At 43.2% G+C, this 18,699-nt stretch carries 15 protein-coding genes and 1 pseudogene; all 16 read right to left on the bottom strand.

Going from position 1 to position 18,699, the window contains the following annotated elements; genetic code table 11:
- Positions 1-250: 250 nt before the first annotated feature.
- Positions 251-1,822 (bottom strand): DEAD/DEAH box helicase, encoded by a 1,572-nt coding sequence (locus tag J5566_RS04380; protein WP_208562250.1) that lies wholly within the window; start codon positions 1,820-1,822, stop codon positions 251-253.
- Positions 1,823-2,123: 301 nt separating this feature from the next.
- Positions 2,124-3,123: pseudogene (locus J5566_RS04375) on the bottom strand (LacI family DNA-binding transcriptional regulator).
- Between the two features lie 153 nt (positions 3,124-3,276).
- On the bottom strand, positions 3,277-4,467 hold the full coding sequence (locus J5566_RS04370) for a glycoside hydrolase family 88 protein (protein ID WP_208562249.1): 1,191 nt from the start codon (positions 4,465-4,467) through the stop codon (positions 3,277-3,279).
- 36 nt (positions 4,468-4,503) lie between these two features.
- Positions 4,504-4,881 (bottom strand): PTS sugar transporter subunit IIA, encoded by a 378-nt coding sequence (locus J5566_RS04365; RefSeq protein ID WP_208562248.1) that lies wholly within the window; start codon positions 4,879-4,881, stop codon positions 4,504-4,506.
- A 379-nt stretch (positions 4,882-5,260) separates the two neighbouring features.
- Positions 5,261-5,644, bottom strand: a complete 384-nt coding sequence (locus J5566_RS04360) for a PH domain-containing protein (RefSeq protein ID WP_172044294.1) — start codon at positions 5,642-5,644, stop codon at positions 5,261-5,263.
- An 86-nt stretch (positions 5,645-5,730) separates the two neighbouring features.
- Positions 5,731-7,332 (bottom strand): ATP-binding cassette domain-containing protein, encoded by a 1,602-nt coding sequence (locus tag J5566_RS04355; protein ID WP_208562247.1) that lies wholly within the window; start codon positions 7,330-7,332, stop codon positions 5,731-5,733.
- A 355-nt stretch (positions 7,333-7,687) separates the two neighbouring features.
- On the bottom strand, positions 7,688-9,232 hold the full coding sequence (locus tag J5566_RS04350; RefSeq protein ID WP_105107860.1) for a peptide chain release factor 3: 1,545 nt from the start codon (positions 9,230-9,232) through the stop codon (positions 7,688-7,690).
- Positions 9,233-9,376: 144 nt separating this feature from the next.
- A complete protein-coding gene (locus J5566_RS04345) occupies positions 9,377-10,063 on the bottom strand; it encodes a TIGR02206 family membrane protein (RefSeq protein WP_208562246.1) in 687 nt (228 codons plus the stop codon).
- 84 nt (positions 10,064-10,147) lie between these two features.
- Positions 10,148-11,515 (bottom strand): UDP-N-acetylmuramoyl-tripeptide--D-alanyl-D-alanine ligase, encoded by a 1,368-nt coding sequence (locus J5566_RS04340; RefSeq protein ID WP_208562245.1) that lies wholly within the window; start codon positions 11,513-11,515, stop codon positions 10,148-10,150.
- A 201-nt stretch (positions 11,516-11,716) separates the two neighbouring features.
- Entirely contained in the window at positions 11,717-12,385 is a 669-nt protein-coding gene (locus J5566_RS04335) for an ABC transporter ATP-binding protein (protein ID WP_208562244.1), read from the bottom strand.
- A gap of 9 nt (positions 12,386-12,394) precedes the next feature.
- A complete protein-coding gene (locus J5566_RS04330; protein WP_208562243.1) occupies positions 12,395-13,465 on the bottom strand; it encodes an ABC transporter permease in 1,071 nt (356 codons plus the stop codon).
- Complete coding sequence (locus tag J5566_RS04325) at positions 13,456-13,845, bottom strand: OsmC family protein (RefSeq protein ID WP_208562242.1); 390 nt, start codon at positions 13,843-13,845, stop codon at positions 13,456-13,458. The genes J5566_RS04330 and J5566_RS04325 overlap by 10 nt, the downstream gene beginning before the upstream one ends.
- Positions 13,846-13,947: 102 nt before the next feature.
- The gene (locus J5566_RS04320; protein WP_208562241.1) at positions 13,948-14,994 is read right to left on the bottom strand and encodes a D-alanine--D-alanine ligase; all 1,047 of its coding nucleotides are present in this window, start codon (positions 14,992-14,994) and stop codon (positions 13,948-13,950) included.
- Between the two features lie 82 nt (positions 14,995-15,076).
- Positions 15,077-15,673, bottom strand: a complete 597-nt coding sequence (gene recR, locus J5566_RS04315) for a recombination mediator RecR (protein ID WP_014637682.1) — start codon at positions 15,671-15,673, stop codon at positions 15,077-15,079.
- Between the two features lie 8 nt (positions 15,674-15,681).
- On the bottom strand, positions 15,682-17,754 hold the full coding sequence (gene pbp2b, locus J5566_RS04310; protein ID WP_208562240.1) for a penicillin-binding protein PBP2B: 2,073 nt from the start codon (positions 17,752-17,754) through the stop codon (positions 15,682-15,684).
- 138 nt (positions 17,755-17,892) lie between these two features.
- Complete coding sequence (locus J5566_RS04305) at positions 17,893-18,696, bottom strand: MBL fold metallo-hydrolase (RefSeq protein WP_208562239.1); 804 nt, start codon at positions 18,694-18,696, stop codon at positions 17,893-17,895.
- Positions 18,697-18,699: the final 3 nt, after the last annotated feature.

Below are 18,699 nucleotides of genomic sequence, written 5' to 3'. Positions count from 1 at the left end.
CTTTACGTGGGTTTGTAGCGTATATGTATACACACACACACACACACACACATATATATATATATATATATATGTGTGTGTGTGGTTTATTAAGGAATTTAACCGTCTAAATTAATAGATATTTTATCCAACTGCTAAAAATTTTGAGCATGTTCTTTATCGCGAATTCTTCATGTTTTAGAATATGCATTTATGAACAACAAAAAAGAGTACCTTCTCTTAGAAAATACTCCTTGTAAAAATATACTTTTTATCTCTCACCCTTATTGCGAATTACAAAGCCTGTTTGCTTTTCACTTGAGGTGCGTTGGTGTGGTTTTTTGTTGTCTTGACGGCGGTTGTCACGTTTGAACTTGTCATCGCGACGGTTGCGGTCTCCACGGCGTCCTCCGCGATCACGATTTCGGTCACCGTCACGACGGCCACCACGATCACGGTCGCGACCTCCACGTCCACCTTTGCCCTTGGCTTGACCAGGAGCAAACTTGAATGGCAGTGGTTTTTCACGCGCGATTTCCACTTCTGGCAAGCTATCTGGATCTTGTACGGTCAGGCTGAGTACGTAGAGTGCAAGCTCTTCAGGGGTAAATTCGGCCGCCAACTTAACTGCGTCTTTCTTAAACTTATCAAAGTTTCCACGAATGGTCTCGTCTGCGAAGTCACGCTCAATCTTTTTCAGAGCAACTTTTTTCTTCGCTTCAAAAGCCTCTTCAGCTGTCGCAGGCTTGAGCCCCTTCATACGTTTCTTGGTCAACTCTTCGATGATAGCCAAGTAACCCATTTCATTTGGCGAAACAAAGGTGATCGATTGACCAGACTGGCCAGCACGACCTGTACGTCCGATACGGTGCACGTAACTTTCAGGGTCTTGTGGAATATCGTAGTTATAGACATGCGTTACACCTGAGATATCCAAACCACGTGCTGCTACGTCCGTCGCAACGAGGACATCAATTTGATCTCCCTTGAAATCGCGGATAACACGCAGGCGTTTATTTTGGTCCAAATCTCCGTGGATACCTTCTGCACGGAAACCACGCAGTTTGAGTCCACGCGTCAATTCGTCAACACGGCGTTTGGTACGACCGAAGACGATAGACAATTCTGGCTGGTCAACATCCATGAGGCGAGTCATGGTGTCGAATTTTTCATTCTCTTTGACACGGATATAGTATTGATCCACGTTGACGTTGGTCAATTCCTTGGCTGCAATCTTAACGTGCTCGGGCTCTTTCATGAACTTGACACCGATACGCTTGATTGGCTCAGGCATGGTCGCAGAAAATAGAAGGGTCTGGCGACTCGCTGGCACACGTTCGATGATGGCTTCAATATCATCCAAGAAGCCCATGTTAAGCATTTCATCCGCTTCGTCAAGAATGAGGGTTTCAACTCCGTCAAGCTTGAGAGCCTTTCTCTTAATCAAGTCCAAGAGACGACCAGGTGTACCAACTACGATATGGGCACCTGAACGAAGGGCCTTGATTTGTTTTTCAATGCTAGAACCGCCGTAAACAGAGCGAACTTTTACACCCTTCTCACGACCAAATTTGAAGAGTTCTTCCTGGCTTTGCACCGCCAACTCACGTGTTGGGGCAATAATTAAGGCTTGAATAGCTTGATTGTCAATGTCAATCTTGTTGAGGGTTGGCAGACCAAAAGCTGCGGTTTTCCCTGTCCCCGTCTGGGCCTGACCAATCACATCCTTGCCTTCCAAAGCAAGCGGAATAGTCTGCTCCTGAATTGGTGACGGCGTTTCAAAACCAGCCTTCTCAACGGCAAGCAAAATGTCTTCTGATAGATTTAATTCAGTAAATTTCAATGTATTCTCTTTTCTAAAAGGCAGTGCGAAGCTACCTTATCTCACTTTTTTGTAACAATTATTTCCACTGGCAGCGAACTAACCAGTATCAGACTTGCAACTTACCTAGTATAACACATTCTAAACGTAAAGGTTGGCTTTTGCCTTGAAAATCAAAATAATACGTTTTCATAAAAAGCAATCCCTTGCGAGATTGCTTGATTTTACTTCAATTCTTTTTTCTCAATAACTACAAAGTGATAGTATTCCACAAAAACAAGATTAACAAGACCTTAAAGAGAACGGTGGAAAAACTTCGAAGCTATTTGGTCGATTCTTTCCATTGAGTTATGCATTCAATGACACGATGAATCGGTTCTTGATTTTGATCTCTCAATTGACTGATAAGAGTCTCTGCTGCACTTTCCCCCAATTTTATCCCATCATGAACAATTGTCGAAATGGCTGGTGTAGAAAAATCCGTCCACTCACTATTTTCAAACCCAATCAATCCAGTCTTTGGAAAAGCAATTTCCATCTTCTTCATCAAGTGATAGACATGTGGCAACGCCCAAATATTAACAACAACAATCAGGGTTTCCTTGTCCTGGTTCAAATGCTCTTGCAAGAAGGCTTCCACTTCCTCATTTGAAAAGACCTGATCTGAAAGGATGTACTCTGAAAATGTTTTATTATTATCTGTCACAGCATCGATAAAACCAGCAACTTTTTCCAGTCTAGTCGAATGTCGACTAGTTTCTGCAGAAATCAAGATAAATTCTTTGTAGCCCTTGTCAATCATTTGACTAACGGCTTCATAAACGGCATGATAAAGATCGGACTTAACCCAACTCGAACGATGTTCAAAGATTTGACTGTCAAAAAAGACTAAACCGCCAGTTTGTTGCAAAAGATTACTGTATTTTCGAATCGTTGCACTAGGCTGGATGATAAAACCTTCTACCCCTTGTAACAACATAGAATCCAAGATTTTTTCTTCCACTTCCACTTGAAACTTACTTTTTCCTAGCAAGACTTGGTAGCCCTGTTTTCGTGCTTCTTGTTCAATACCTGCAATCACTTGACTGGTAATGGGATGGTCAATCTCCCCAACTAAGACACCGATTAAGCCCGTTTTTTTTCGAATTCAAGCTCCTCGCCAAGGCACTCGGTCGGTAGTTGGTCTCCTTGATAACGGCTTCAATCCGCTCTCTGGTCTCAGACGACATTTTCTCAAACTTTCCATTCAGATAGAAAGAAACTGTTGTTTTTGATGTTTGAGCTAGTTGTGCTATATCTTTGATGGTTAACTTCCTGGTCACCCGCTCTTCCCCTCCTTCATTAGGGATATTATATCACAGGATGGCGTTTGACTCTACAATTACTTATTTATGTAAGGAATGACATAAGTTTTTGATGGATGATTTCTTGCTTGTTAACAAGACAAAAACACGCCAAAGAGCGTGTCCTTCATTTTATTTCCAGAAAGATTGCCAATCTTTTGTAAACCGAACCAAGGCTTCCAGATAGAAATAATCTCCAAAAATAGTTCCTTGATTCACACCTTTAGATTCTTGCCAAGAATAGACTCCTTGTAACAAGAGTGGTTCACCTGCCACCTGTTGGTGGTTACGATAGTTGGTCAAGATGGAACGTAACATATCGTGCATGGCATAGCGATAGGTTTCCTTATCTTCATCAATTTCAGGGAGGTATTTCAACATCTCATGTATACCACAAATAGCGATTACCGTTGCTGACGAATCCTTGGCCTGATCATCTCCATCTCCAAATAGGAGATCCCAATAAGAAACATGGTCTTCAGGTAATTCATTTAAGAAATAGTCGGTCACACCTTTGAAGAGGTCGATGCACAAGGAATCCTTGAGGCCTGCATAAGTCAAACTGGTTCCATAAATCGCCCAAGCCTGACCTCGTGCCCAAGACGTATCATCGCTGAATCCTCTTCTAGTCACACCATGTGAGGGTCGTCCTGTTTCAGGGTCAAAGTAGAAGGAACGGAAAGTCGATGAATCACTACGAATCACGGTCTTCACAGATGTGTGGAAATGCTGGCGTGCTATTTCGAGATAAGACTGATTACCAGTTTCTTTGTAAGCAAAAAATAGGAGTTGAAGGTTCATCAAGCCTTCAATCATCAGACGAAACTCTGCGACATCCCCCACTGCACCAAGTGCTTGAATAAATTGCCCCTTTTCTTGGTAGCGGTCCGCTAAGGCTTGGGCCGCCAACAAGGCAGTTTCACGAGCCTCAAGACTTCCTGTTGAACGGTAATCTGCCACACAAGAAAGCTGATAAAGCATACCAATATGGTGAGATAGAGTTAGTGAGGGCTGGGCCAAATACTCTCGCATCAACTTGCTATACTCCTGCCCCTTGACTTTAAAATAGTCATCCTTGGTCAGATCATAAGCCAACCAAATCAAGCCCGGCCAAAAGCCATTTGTCCATTTCATTTCTTGATGAGGACTATACAGATAGTCATTGGTATAGGAGGATGGAAAAACACCATCAAATCGCTCACAATTCAACCTCACTTGATCCACAGCCTGGGCCAAGGCTTCCTCTAAATCACTCATAGTCAAAAGTGGGTATTGCTTGTACTCTTCCGATCGAAAAATCGGGTCAATCCATATTTCTCTCATTGTATTTCTCCCTATAAGGTAAAACGTTTTACCCACTTACAAGCTTTGGATAGCATTTTTACCGCTATTAACCAGTTTACTCGCCAGTTGGTCTAGATCAGAATCTAGTTTCAAAAAGTTTGCTTCCAACAACATAGACAAGTTCAAACCTGACACCAAACGTGATGACACATTTGGAAATTTCTCTTGTACTACTCCAACAGACTTGAAGGGAATTCCCACCATCAAGTCACTCAAAAACAAGACAGATTCTTGTCCCAAAACCGCTTGTTCTAAGGCTTCTTCCAGTTGTTTCACAGTCGTACCTTCACAGAAATCAATAGCTTGAACTCCTGTGCTGTCTCCCGTAATCAACTCTAAGGCCTGTAAAAATCCACTGGCTAACTGACCATGTGCGACTAGAATAATTTTCATAGTTCCCCCCTTTTCAGTTTTACCAGTTAACCTACTACTTTATTGTAAGCTAGTTACCTTGCATTGTCAATACTTTTTCAATATATTTTGAAAGCGTTTCATTTTATGCAACAAACCAGTTTACTTTAGTATTGTTTTTCATATACATTTACATAAGAAAAAGGACAAATTCTTGGCTATCATCCAGTATTTGTCTATATTTTTATATACAAATTGAGTTGATCACCATCCAAACACCTGATAGCGATAGAATAATTTTTTTGCCGTTAGGGAGGTTTGACTGAAAAGTCAAACCTTGTTATATGTAGTATAACAAGGTTTTTGTCAAGTATTTAGTCTTGAAAAGATAAAAAAACCGCATCAGCGATTTTTTTATTGCTTATTTGCCCAAAACTGCAGCGGCAAGGGCTTTTTGAATGGCGATAACACTCTTGTCACTCTTGAATTGCAGGGTTTCTGCTGGTTCTGCAGCAGATGAAATCCAAATCTTCAATTCAGCATCCATATCAAAATGACCGGAGGTTTCAACCGTAAATCGTGAAATCGAACGATAGGGAATAGACTTGTAGGAAACCTTCTTACCTGACATTCCTTGTTTGTCCACCAGAATCAAGCGATACTCGGTAAAGACAATTAGGTCGCGGACCAAACTAAAGGCCATTTCTACCTGTTCCGCATCCAGAAGGATGTCTGCCAACTCTTGCTCTACCTTGTCATTATTCATCTGCGAGGCATTACCCATCAAACCTGAAAATAAACCCATGTGTTTACTCCTTTTTTACTTTTCCTTATTTTACCGAAAAATTTGGAATAAAAAAAGCAAAAACCCCAGAAGAGTTTTTGCTGCTGTCAAACTGATAGATGGACCTGCTCATCAAAGAGTGCTAAAAAACTTTCCTCCTGGGAGTGTGTCACAACAATCACCAGTTTGTCCCTTATTTTCTCGAGACTATCTGCAATCAATTGTTCGCTTTGAGAATCTAAACCTGTTGTAGGTTCATCAAATAAAAAGACTTCTGCATCACGGTAAAGGGCACGCGCCAAATCAAACCGTCTCTCTTCCCCACCTGATAATTGCTGAGAAGAGGTCAAGAGAGTAGCAAATCCATCTCCCTGCCGATAGAACCAGTCCTCTAAACCAACTTGCCGCAAGCAACCCATTGCTTTATTCTCATCTAAGGGCGCAAACAAGGTCAAATTATCCCCGATGCTAGCTGTAAATAGATTGGTTTTCTGCGGTAGGTAGTAAATTTTCCGAAAGAGGGCAAGCTGATCCAGTTCTGCCAGATTCCTCTGGTTGACCAGGACTCTTCCAGCCTCTGGTTTCTGAATCCCCAGCAAGAGGCGGAGCAAGGTCGTCTTCCCACTCCCGCTCTTGCCCAAGATAGCATATTTTTTATTGGCGTGAAAAAGATAAGAAAAATTCTCCACAATCAGATGGTCTTGATAGCGACAATCAATCCCTTCCAGAGCAAGGCTCGTAATGGATTCCTTCAAAACTGGCTTGGCAGCTTGACCTTCTTCCTTCCTATTTAAGAGACCTGTCAACTCCTCCACAACCGTCCGACTAGAAAGATAATCCGTCAGCAAGCCTGACATGGTTTGGATAGGACCTGCTACAGTTCCCATCAGGGTTGTCATAGCAATCAAATCCGAAATGTTCAGCAGACCTTGGAAGACAAATATCCCTCCAATAATCCAGGAACCTGAATAGACTACGCTGCTCAAACTGTAGGAAACCGCATAGGTCTGGGATTGTTTTTGGGCAAAACGGTTAGCACGCCTAGTGTATTCCTGACTAGATACCGCCAGCTTTTCTTGAAAAACTGGCGTGATGGTGCTGATGCGGATAAAAGAGAGAGCTTCTACAAACTCACTAAACAAGGCGAGATAGGCATTCTTCTCCTCCTGACTGTCCTTTGTCACACGAGCTAAAATCCCCTTATTAATCACCGGAGCCAAAAATGGAATAAAGCAGAGCGCCAACATGATCATAGCCATGGTTCCTTGAAGGTAGAGAGCCCCTATCAAGGAAAAACTAAAGACTAATATGCTTGTCACCATGGATAGAAGCGGCGTTAGATAGGTAGTTTCTAAGATGTTCAGATGATGAACCAAGACATGGACCTTATCTGCCTGACTGTCTTTTGCTGCCTCTCCTAAGTCCTCACGCGCATAGACAGTCACTAATTGATTGCGCGTCTCTTCCATAATCTGATTGATCAACTTAAATTTTAGATAGCGCGGCAGATAGTCAAAATAGCCGTCACATAAAAAGAATACCACTGCAATCACCGAACTGGTCATAAATGCCTTTTGGTCACCAGATAAGGCCGCTTCCGAAACTCGCGCATAAATAAAACCCGTTGCCGCTAAAATCAGAGCATAGACCACCGACACAGCAATATAAGAAACTATTGCCAACTTGCATTTTCTAAGGTAGTAAAACAAAGTTCAGACCTCCAATCCATTTCCATTTATACTACTATAGTATATTATACTAATATTTTTTTTGCAATGATAACAAAATGAAAAAAAGCCAGGACTTGCCTGACTTATTATAGGATTGATTGGATTGACTGAAGACTGTTTCACTCCCCCGAACTGTTTCACTCCACTGAACCTTAGCCATTGGTAAGCCGTCTCCCGTCGGCTCTCATCTCCAACTAGAAAAGGTTCACTGAACCTCGACGCAGTAGGTCTCAGCCAATCATCCTTCACTTCGTTTGGATTCTTGGGAGACCCTTGCGGAGGTAGTGCGACGAAATCGAGTTTGCAAAGCAAACTACCGATTTCTGCACTACTCTCACATCTTCTCTTCCAACTCCACGTCCGGATACTTGTCCGCGAACCAGCGGAGGGCAAAGTCGTTTTCAAAGAGGAAGACTGGTTGATCAAAGCGGTCTTTGGCTAGGATATTGCGGCTTGAAGACATGCGTTCATCCAGGTCTTCTGGCTTGATCCAACGAACAGTCTTTTTGCCCATTGGGGTCATAACTACCTCAGCATTGTACTCACCTTCCATGCGGTGTTTGAAAACTTCAAACTGGAGCTGACCAACAGCCCCCAGCATATACTCGCCTGTCTGGTAGTTCTTGTAGAGCTGGATAGCACCTTCTTGGACCAGTTGCTCGATTCCCTTGTGGAAGGATTTTTGTTTCATGACGTTTTTGGCAGAAACTTTCATGAAAATTTCAGGTGTGAAAGTCGGTAGCGGCTCGAATTCAAACTTGTTCTTGCCTACGGTCAGGGTATCTCCTACCTGATAGGTTCCTGTATCGTAAACCCCGATAATATCCCCCGCAACTGCATTTTCCACATTCTCACGGCTTTCTGCCATGAACTGGGTCACGTTGGACAACTTAGCCCCCTTGCCTGTACGAGGCAGGTTAACCGCCATACCGCGTTCAAATTCGCCCGAAACCACACGGACAAAGGCAATGCGGTCGCGGTGACGAGGGTCCATGTTGGCTTGGATTTTGAAGACAAAGCCTGAAAAATCTTTATTGAGCGGGTCAATGACATCCCCTGTCGTTGTCTTGTGACCATGTGGCTCTGGAGCAAATTCCAAGAAGGTGTCCAGGAAGGTCTGCACACCAAAGTTTGTCAGGGCTGAGCCAAAGAAAACAGGTGTCAAATCGCCGTCCAAAATCGCCTGCTCTGAAAATTCATTCCCAGCTTCCGCCAGAAGTTCAATATCATCCAGAACTTGTGCATAAAAGGGGTTAGAACCAAAGAGCTTGTCACCCTCGTCCAAGCTTGCAAAACGCTCATCACTACGGTAGAGTTCCAAGCGTTTGTTATGGAGGTCATAGAGTCCCTCGAAGGATTTCCCCATACCGATTGGCCAGTTCATTGGATAGCTGGCGATGCCCAAGACTTCTTCCAACTCTTGCAACAAATCAAGTGGCTCACGACCGTCACGGTCCAACTTGTTGATAAAAGTGAAAACAGGAATGTTGCGGTGCTTAACAACCTCAAAGAGCTTTTTGGTCTGGGCCTCGATACCCTTGGCAGAGTCCACCACCATGACAGCCGCATCCACCGCCATCAAGGTCCGATAGGTATCCTCAGAGAAGTCCTCGTGCCCTGGTGTATCTAGGATATTGACCCGCTTGCCCGCGTAGTCAAACTGCATAACAGACGAGGTAACAGAGATACCACGCTGCTTCTCGATATCCATCCAGTCAGACTTGGCAAAGTTACCAGTCTTTTTCCCCTTGACCGTCCCAGCCTCGCGAATCTCGCCCCCAAAGTAGAGCAACTGCTCGGTAATGGTGGTCTTACCCGCGTCCGGGTGAGAGATAATCGCAAAGGTGCGGCGTTTCTTAATTTCTTCTTGTAGTGACATGATAGTTATTCCTTTTTCTTTGGTCCATAGCAGAGCTGACTTCTTCTTTTGCCTACCAAATCAAAAGAGTACAAAAAAAGAGAGCACCTACTGCAACTCTCTTATTATATCGGAAATAATGGAATTTTTCAAACACTTGGAAGGTCATTCTTGTAAGATAAAACCTTCATGTTTCTTCCAATAAGATAGAAAAGCCTCTTGGGTCATTTCAATAGCTAGCACCAAACCCAAGTTTACAACAATAAAGTTCAGACTAGCTATCTGGCTATTGACTAGGGGCAAGTGACTTAGAAAACCATAGTTTCCTCCTGTAAATACATTGACCATAAAAATCACACTATTCATCAGCAATGTCCAAGAAAGAATCTGTTTCAGAGAAAGTTTTTCAAAGGACTGCTCACCCAGCAAATATACCAAGGCATTGACAGCCAAAGCATAATGTCCAACCACATAGGTGAAAAAAGTAAGATGAGGAAAAGGGTATGGGTCAAATACTGGATGTAAAAATGCCAGTACTGAGCCAAACAGCCCTAAATAAGCAAAATAACGCTTGATTGCTCCTGGTTTTCCAAACAAAAGAACCAAAATAGCCAGACGACAATGATAAAAGGGAAGACTTTCATACAAAGGAATAGACTGTACGATATGCCAGGTATATAGACTAACAACTTGAATGGCTAGAAGAATGTAAAACAAGCTTATAAACCATCTTTTCTGATAGAATTTCAAACTTAGAAATAGGAAACATAGCAAAAGTAAAATGAAGCCCATTTGCTCAAAACTCGATAAATCAGGACCTTGTGAAATATGATTGGTAAAGAATTCTGTCATATTGTCCCTCCTAGCTACTATTTAATTAGTATATCAAATTAGTCAATAATTGACAAGGATAACAAAAAATGAGAGGTGTCACTCTCATTTCTCACATTCTAAAATATCAAGGACTTTAGCTAGCTGCATTGAGTTAGAACCCTTGAACAGAATTTGATCATTGGCCCCTAAAACTGACTGAACCTGTTTAATCAAGTCTTCAAACTGATCCTGCTCCGCATTTTTCCTAAAGAAATAAACCTTACCAATCGGGAACATCTGACTAGCTAGCTGGGACAAGCCTTCAATATCCTGACCGTAGAAAATGACGGTGTCTAGCAGATCAGGCGACAGGCTCAGAATCATCTGATTGTGGAGATCGACGGACTGACTACCCAGTTCTTTCATGTCTGCCAAAACGGCGATTTTCTTGCCGCTTTCATTGGCTGGAATGCTAGAGAAGGTTTCCAAAATCAAGCGCATGGCCGTTGGATTGGCGTTGTAGACATCGCTGAGAATATCTGCTCCGTTTGCTGCCTTCTTCCACTCGGTGCGGTTGCGGGTCAAGTTCAGACCAGCTAGGGCTGACTTAATTGCCTCATCAGGCACATCCAAGGTCTTACCCACATAGCTTGCTACCATGGCATTGGTGGCATTGTACTTGCCCGTTACTGGGAGGAAAATGTCGCCGTCCATAAAGTTGACTGTGAAGGTCAGGCTCTCCTTGGACTCGACCAGACTAGTCACCTGCAAATCAGCCTGCTCACCGAAGCGAATGAGTTCTACATGGCTCGGCAAGAGCTTATCCGCAATCGGATCTGCTGGGATTAAGAGTTTACTACCTGGCTCCATTCCATCTGCAATCTGTAATTTTCCTTTGGCAATCTCTTCTCGTGAGCCGAAAAATTCCAAATGGGCTTCACCAAAAAGGGTAATAACAGACAGACTTGGTTTGGCAATTTCAGATAGGAGATGAATGTCACCCAAGTGGTCTTGCCCCATTTCCAAGACCAGTTTTTCCGTATCATCTGGCATATGGAGGACTGTGTAAGGCAGACCAATTTCGTTGTTGTAGTTGCCTTGTGTCTTGTAAGTCTTGTAAGTCGTCGCCAGAACATCGTGAATCATGTCCTTGGTGGTCGTTTTACCGTTTGATCCTGTCACAGCAATGACTTCTACCCCTGTTTTCTCTAGGTAGTAGGCCGCTAATTGTTGAAGCGCAGCCAAGCAGTCATCTACTAGGATGTGGGGAACATCAAGGCTGACTTCCGAAAGGGTTACTGCACAGCCATTTTCAAAAGCAACAGGAATAAAGTCATGACCGTCACGCGCACCTTTGAGGGGAACAAAAAGATCCCCTTCTGTAATCAAGCGACTGTCAAACTCCACCTTGTTAAGGGCTCTATCGGGATAAAGACTAATATCATTTTTTGCGCCCAAGACCTGAGCGACTTCGTGTAGGGTTAATTTCATTGTTTTCTCCAATAAACTAAAGGCTAGTTTCACCCCCACACCGCTTCTCAAAATTTGCGTCAACATCTCAGCGCAGTAGTTGATTGGCAGATTTGTTCGTGTTTTACACTCCAAATCTGTCCTAATCAACTGTGCGGGGGCGGGAAAACGAACTCTATTTTTGACCTTTCGAGTTCTTTCCCGCTCCCATTATACCATTTTTTATCGAACTTGAGTGAGGACACCATCTTTCATCTCATATACCTTGTCGCATTTTTCAATCATGCGCTGGTCATGTGTTACCATGATAATGGATTTGTTCCGTTCTTTGGCTTCCTTAGCTAATAACTCAACCACTTCAAAAGCGCGATTACTGTCTAGACTGGCTGTTGGTTCATCAGCTAGAATCAAAGCTGGATCGTTATAAAGTGCACGGGCAATGGCAACCCGCTGCCGCTCCCCACCTGACAAATCTTTAGGAAACTTGTTTTTCAGGTGCTCCACACCCAGCTCTGACAAGAGTTGCTGACGTTTTTCCTTATTGGTTTTCTTATTGACCCGATCGACTAGCTCCAACTGCTTCTCAACCGTTAAAAACGGGATCAGATTTGAGGATTGAAGGACGAAGCCGATGTCGCGATAGCGGAGCTGGGCCCGTTTTTTCTCAGGCAAGTTAGAGTAGTCGGACTGGTTGATACGGACCGTTCCAGCTGTAGGTGTCTGCAAACCACCTGCCAAGGTTAAAAAGGTGGATTTACCAGACCCAGAAGGTCCAATAATAGCCACAAACTCCCCCTCTTCAATCGAGAAATTCGTCGGCTTCAAAGCTGTAATGGTCTGACTTCCGTCTTGGAAGGTCTTGCTAATATTTTCAAAAGATAAAGTTTTCATCGTCCCCTCCTAAGCCAAATTCTTCAATGGGTCAACCTTGAAAATCGAGCGAACGGAGAAACTAGCTCCGAGAACCGCAAAGAAAATCAAACCAAGGCTGATGACCAGATAGAAGGTCCAGTTATTCTCAAAAGGCACCGCTGTTGGCAACACCAGTGAGGACAGATAGGTACCCAAAAGTCCCAAGCCTGTGCCGATCCCTGATAAGAGGAAGGTTTGGGCAAAAACAGAACCAGAAATGTAGGTATTGGATAAACCCTGAATCTTCATCAAACCAAAAATGGCTGACTTCTGTGTCGTCAGGACATAGATGAAAATCCCGATGACAATAGCAGAAATGGCAATCAAGAAGCCAATCATAAAGCCAAAGGTCATGTTTTGAGCCTTATAGCCCGGCAGATTTTCGATAAAGTCTGCAATGGCAACGGATTCCAAGCTATCTGGTACTTCTGTCACCTGACCACGCACCACAATAGCACTGGCTAGGTTGCCTGTTTGCTGGCCGCTGGCCTGCATGATAGCCAAGAAGTCTTCAAAGGTCATATAGACAAGAGGTGCCACTCCAAAGTAAGCATTTTCCGTATAGCCGACAATGGTCACCTGCTGGTCTGTTCCTGACAAGTAGATCTTATCACCTAGACCAAATCCCTCTACTTCTGATAAAGTTTGGTCAACCACTACTTCTCCTTTTTCTTCATAGAGGCGACCTTCTACGATGTTGGGCTCCAAGAAACTACCTGCCTCAACACCAAAAATATTGACTTTTTCCTTGTCGTCAGAGCTGGCATTTTCTTCTACCCAAGCCACTCCAGCTTGTTGGCGGATGAGTGCCTTTTGGTCTGCTTGAACTTGGTCAACTAGGCTGGCATCAAATTTAGAAGTGCTGAGTAGGCGGTTACTTTCTGAGTTGAGCAAAACATAGTCTGCCTGCCACTTGTCAACAGCGGTACGATTTTCCTGCATGAGCCCGTAAGCCAAACCTGTCAAGAAAAAGACCAGATAGGAAATCAGGACTAAAAGTCCCAATATCAAACCGTAACGCAACTTGTTTTGCCGCATTTCTTCAATTGCTAAAAACATATTTTCTCCTCTTCTAACAGGTAAAAATCCACGTCATAACCAATGTCATCACTCAAAAGAGCTTTTACCTTGCACTTCTGCTCTACATAGGATAAAATTGCCTCCTGCTTTTCTGCAGAAACCTGCTCAGCTAGGCCTATTTGCAGTTCAAATGTTCTGTCGTCTAGCTGACAAGAAACGTGAACAGGCATGGTCTTATTGCCTTCTTGGCTGGCATAATAGCCTTGCACACACATGGTAACACAGGCAGCCAAGCTGATATTGACCAGACTGACAGGCGTTTCTCCCTGATCGGTAACCCCAAAGGTCCGAACTGGGTCTCCATAACCTTGAGAAAGAGCCTGAAACAAGCCTACTCCTTTTACTGTCGTTTGATACATACTTACCTCCACATACTTGTTCTCATTCTATTCCTTTTTGCAAACCTTTGCAAGAAAATGAACTAGAAAAAGATTGGAAAATTTCCAATCTTTTCATTTTCATTAAATCAAATGACTTTCGCGTTTTTCAAACATTTCCTTAGCCAGTCGAACCAGCTCTTCAATCAAATCTGGATAGGCCAAGCCCATATTATCCCAAAGGAGTGGATACATGGACCACTGGGTAAATCCTGGCATGGTGTTGAGCTCATTGAGGAAGATGTCGCCGTCTTCTGTCAGGAAGAAGTCACAGCGAGAAAGACCACAGCCACCGATGGCACGGAAGGCCTTGGCAGCATTGTCACGCATGGTATCCATAATAGACTCGTCAATCTTAGCTGGGATTTCCATGGTGATTTTGTTATCGATGTATTTGGCATCGTAGTCATAAAAAGCAACGTCTTTGACTACTTCACCTGGAAGCGTGGTTTTCACGTCAGCATTTCCCAAAAGACCGACCTCAATCTCACGGGCAACAACACCCTGCTCAACTAGAACGCGGCTGTCATACTTGAAGGCGAGGTCAAGAGCTGCCTGAAGTTCCTCTAGGTCCTCCGCTTTAGAGATACCAACGCTGGAACCCATATTAGCCGGCTTTACAAAGACCGGATAAGTCAACTTTTCTTCAATTTCTGCGATCTTGGCGTCAATCGGCTCCCCCTCAATCACTGCCACATAGGGCACTTGGGCAATGCCAGCAGATTCCAAAACACGCTTGGTAGTGATTTTGTCCATAGCAAGACTGGAAGACAAGATATTAGTGCCAACATAAGGCATACGAAGCACTTCCAAGAAGCCTTGGATAGAGCCGTCTTCACCCATTGGACCGTGGAGGACAGGGAAGACAACCGCATTTTCTTCATAAATATCACTCGGACGAACCTTCTGTTCTACAATAATCGCCGCATTGGTCATCAGTTTTTCATCAGCTGACGGTGTTTGAGAAAATTCTTGGGTCTTGATAAAATCGCCAGTCTGAGTGATGAAGTAGGTTTTTACTAAAAATTTATCATAGTTAACCGCACGCATAACACTTTCAGCCGATAAAACCGACACTTCGCGTTCTGCTGAACGGCCACCATAAAGTAAAATCAGTGTTTCTTTTGACATATTTTTTCCTTTTCTAATTCGAAAACATCTATGCTAAGTATAACATAGTTTTTATCTGATCGGCAGAACGAGGACTAATATACTATAATTCTGTCCTGTTCTCGATGGCACGCAGGAGGGTAACTTCATCCGCGTATTCAATGTCACTTCCGACTGCCAATCCTCTTGCCAGGCGAGTAACCTTGATACCTGCTGGCTTTAGGACACGTGAGATGTACATGGATGTCGCTTCACCATCTGCTGTCGCATTGGTCGCTACAATGACTTCTGTCACTTCATTTTCCATCAAACGAGTTAGCAAGGTCTTTAAGTTAATATCGTCTGGTCCAATGCCATTCATCGGGGAAATCAAGCCATGCAAGACATGGTAAAGACCGTGGTATTCTTGGATATTTTCCAAGGCTGTCACATCTCGACTGTCTTCTACAATTAAAATGGTCGACTGGTCACGGCTGGTATCTTGACAAATACCGCAAGGGTCCTGGTCTGTCAGATTGCCGCAAATGGAACAATAGGTCAAATCTCTTTTAGCCGCCAGGAGATTTTTAGCAAATTCGTTGACCACATCATCTTCCATACCGATGGTATAAAAGGCTAGACGTGTAGCTGTTTTAATACCGATTCCTGGTAGTTTCGAATAACTGTCAATCAATTTAGCTATGGGAGTTGGGTAGAGCATAAGCCTCCTTAATTCATTGGATAAAGTGAATTGTATAAATTTATTATTTCATTCGTAATAGACATAGTGGTTGTTGAACTCAAGTTTGTCAAATTAGGAAAAATAACTGCTACTGCAATTTGAGGATTGTCACTTGGTGCGTAGGCAACAATATTTGTATTGATTGCAGTTACAACGTCACCCGATGGAGTTGTCGCGAATGACTCGGCGGTACCAGTTTTTGCACTAATCGAAACCGTTGCACCATAGCCAATTGCATTTCCTGTATTAAAACTTCCGCCTCCATTTACAACTTGATAAAATCCTTGACGAAGGAGAGCCATTTCATCAGCTGAAATATTGACTTGATTCATCTCTTTACCAGAAACTGTTTCAATCAAATCTCCCAATCCACCTTGGGGATTATTTCCATAGATACCTTCTACAAGATGAGGAGAAATCCTTTTTCCATTATTTGCTACTGTCGCTACATATTGAGCCATCTGCATCGGTGTATAGTTATCAAACTGTCCAAATGCATTCATAATAAAGTTTGCGGTGGAATATTCTTCTGGTAAGAAACCTGTTGATTCAAGTGGTAAGTCAATTCCTGTTGGAGCACCTAATCCATATTCCGCAAAAGTAGAACGAAGTTTTGTCATCGCATTTGTCAATGCATCTCCATCGTTCAAAAACATATTTGGCGAATAGGTTTGACCTAATAACCCCAAAGCAATTTTTACCATGTAAGCGTTTGAAGAATATTCTAACGCCTGTGTAACATCCAGATTCATACTACCATAAGCACCATACCAAGACGTTATTGGAGCAGAACCTGCAAAATAAATCGGTTCATCTAATAATACCTGATTTCCTGAGATAATGCCATTCTCCCAACCAGATGAAATAGTTGCACCCTTGACAATAGAACCTGGTGTAAAGACGCTTGTGATAGTTCCAAGAGCATCCTCGGTAATACTACTTGTCCCCTTTTCATGTTTATAACCCGACATGGCCAGCACTGCACCAGTAGTCGGTTCTAAAGCTACAGCATATACACCATCTGAATAGAGTGCGCTTCCGGTTGATAACTCACTTTCAAAGTATTTCTTCAATATGGCATTGACACCATCTTGGAAAGCCAAATCAATGGTCAACTTAATATTGTTACCCTTGCTTCCTTCCTGTATCGTTTCAATACTTTCGACATTGCCATTTCGGTCCAGATTGATTTCTTTCTTTTCTCTGGTCCCTTGCAAGACTTCTTCATACTGCTTTTCCAAGTAAGCTGTACCGACACGATCGTTGAGTGAATAGCCTTTTGCCAAATACTCCGCCGCATCTTCCTGGGGAAGTCCTGCCTGTTGACTGGTTACTGTTCCGATGATCGAAGCCAAGGTAGTTCCAAGAATAATCCGTTCCCAACTGGTTGTGGTAGAAATCCCAGATAATTGTTCTTCGTGAGCTGCAATTAGAGCCACTTGTTCTGCCGACAGGGCATCCGTTACCAAGTTAACCGTCTCAAAAAAGGAGGCTCCATTCATCTGTGAATAGAGTTCAACTGCCTTTAATTCTTCATCAGAGTACTGAAGTAAATCCTTGTCAAGACTCGCAGCTGCATTGGAGTAAATCACAGACTCGCTAAGATTGTTACCATCCGTATCGTAGCGCTGATCTGAGGGCAAGGCTGCAACCACTTGACGGTAAATCTCTGGATCCGCCAAATAATAATCTGCCTTGTCTCGTTCTGATACCTGAACATCCGATACCGAAACATACTCCAGTAATTTTTGTGCAACTGTCCGCATTTCCAAGGCCGTCATAGTATTGGAACGGGTAAAAGATGCCACCTGTTTCATTTCATTTTCAACCAAGGCTTGGCCTTTGGCATCATAGATTTGCCCCCGAACAGAGCTAGTTGTAATCACTTTTTGACTAGCACTGGCCAATTTACTTGCGTAGTAATCCTTGTTGACCAACTGCATATCTGCCAAACGACCAATCAAAACCATAAATAACAAAATAACCGTTGCAAAAAGGATATTCAAGCGATTTGGGATAACTTGGTCATCCCGCTTATTGTCCTGTTTTTTCTTCGCCAAACTCTTACCTCATTCTAGAAAAGTACAATTTTAATTATAACACAAGGAAGACTGATTTTTCTATTTCCTCATCACTTGCATTCCGAAAAATATTCCCTAAACTTACAAAAAAGAAGACCTCAACTGAGATCTTGCTTTTTAAATTTTGGTTAAAGCTGTCGCGGTATCTGGAGAAGTGTCAAACACATGGAAGTCTGTGCCCACCCCTAAATCAGCCTGCGCCAACTGATTGACCATGGTCATGTGGGCCAACTCCTTGATATTGTTTTCCTTGGAAAGATGGCCAAGGTAAATTTTCTTGGTTTTATTACCCAAAGAACGAAGCATAGCATCTGCCCCATCTTCGTTACACAGGTGGCCCTTGTCAGATAAAATCCGTTGCTTAAGATTCCAAGAGTAAGAACCCGAACGCAGGATCTCAATGTCATGATTAGATTCAATCAAGTAAGCATCCGCATTTTCTACCAAGCCAACCATTCTGTCACTGACATAACCTGTGTCTGTCAAAAGGACAAAGGATTTGTTATCCTTAATAAAACGGTAAAACTGGGGATTGGCCGCATCGTGGCTAACGCCAAAAGACTGGATATCCAGATCACCAAAAGTCTTCATGGTACCGAGTTCGAAGATATGCTTCTGGGCAACATCGATTTTCCCCAATTTGGACTCCATTGCCTGCCAAGTCTCCTTGTTGGCATAGATATCCAGACCGTATTTTCGAGCTAGGACACCGATACCATGGATGTGGTCGCTGTGTTCGTGCGTCACGAAGATGGCATCTAAATCCTCTGGTTTGCGATCAATTTCTGCCAAAAGGCTAGTGATTTTTTTCCCCGAAAGCCCTGCATCGACCAAGAGTTTTTTCTTATCCGTTTCCAGATAGAAGCAATTACCGCTCGAGCCAGAGGCTAATATACTGTAGTTAAATCCCTGTCCTATCATAAT

The organism is Streptococcus suis, assembly GCF_017601095.1.
GTDB classification, from domain to species: Bacteria; Bacillota; Bacilli; order Lactobacillales; family Streptococcaceae; genus Streptococcus; species Streptococcus suis_Z.
The sequence above is the reverse complement of the archived record's forward strand: the minus strand, read 5'-3'. Positions and strand labels throughout refer to the sequence as shown.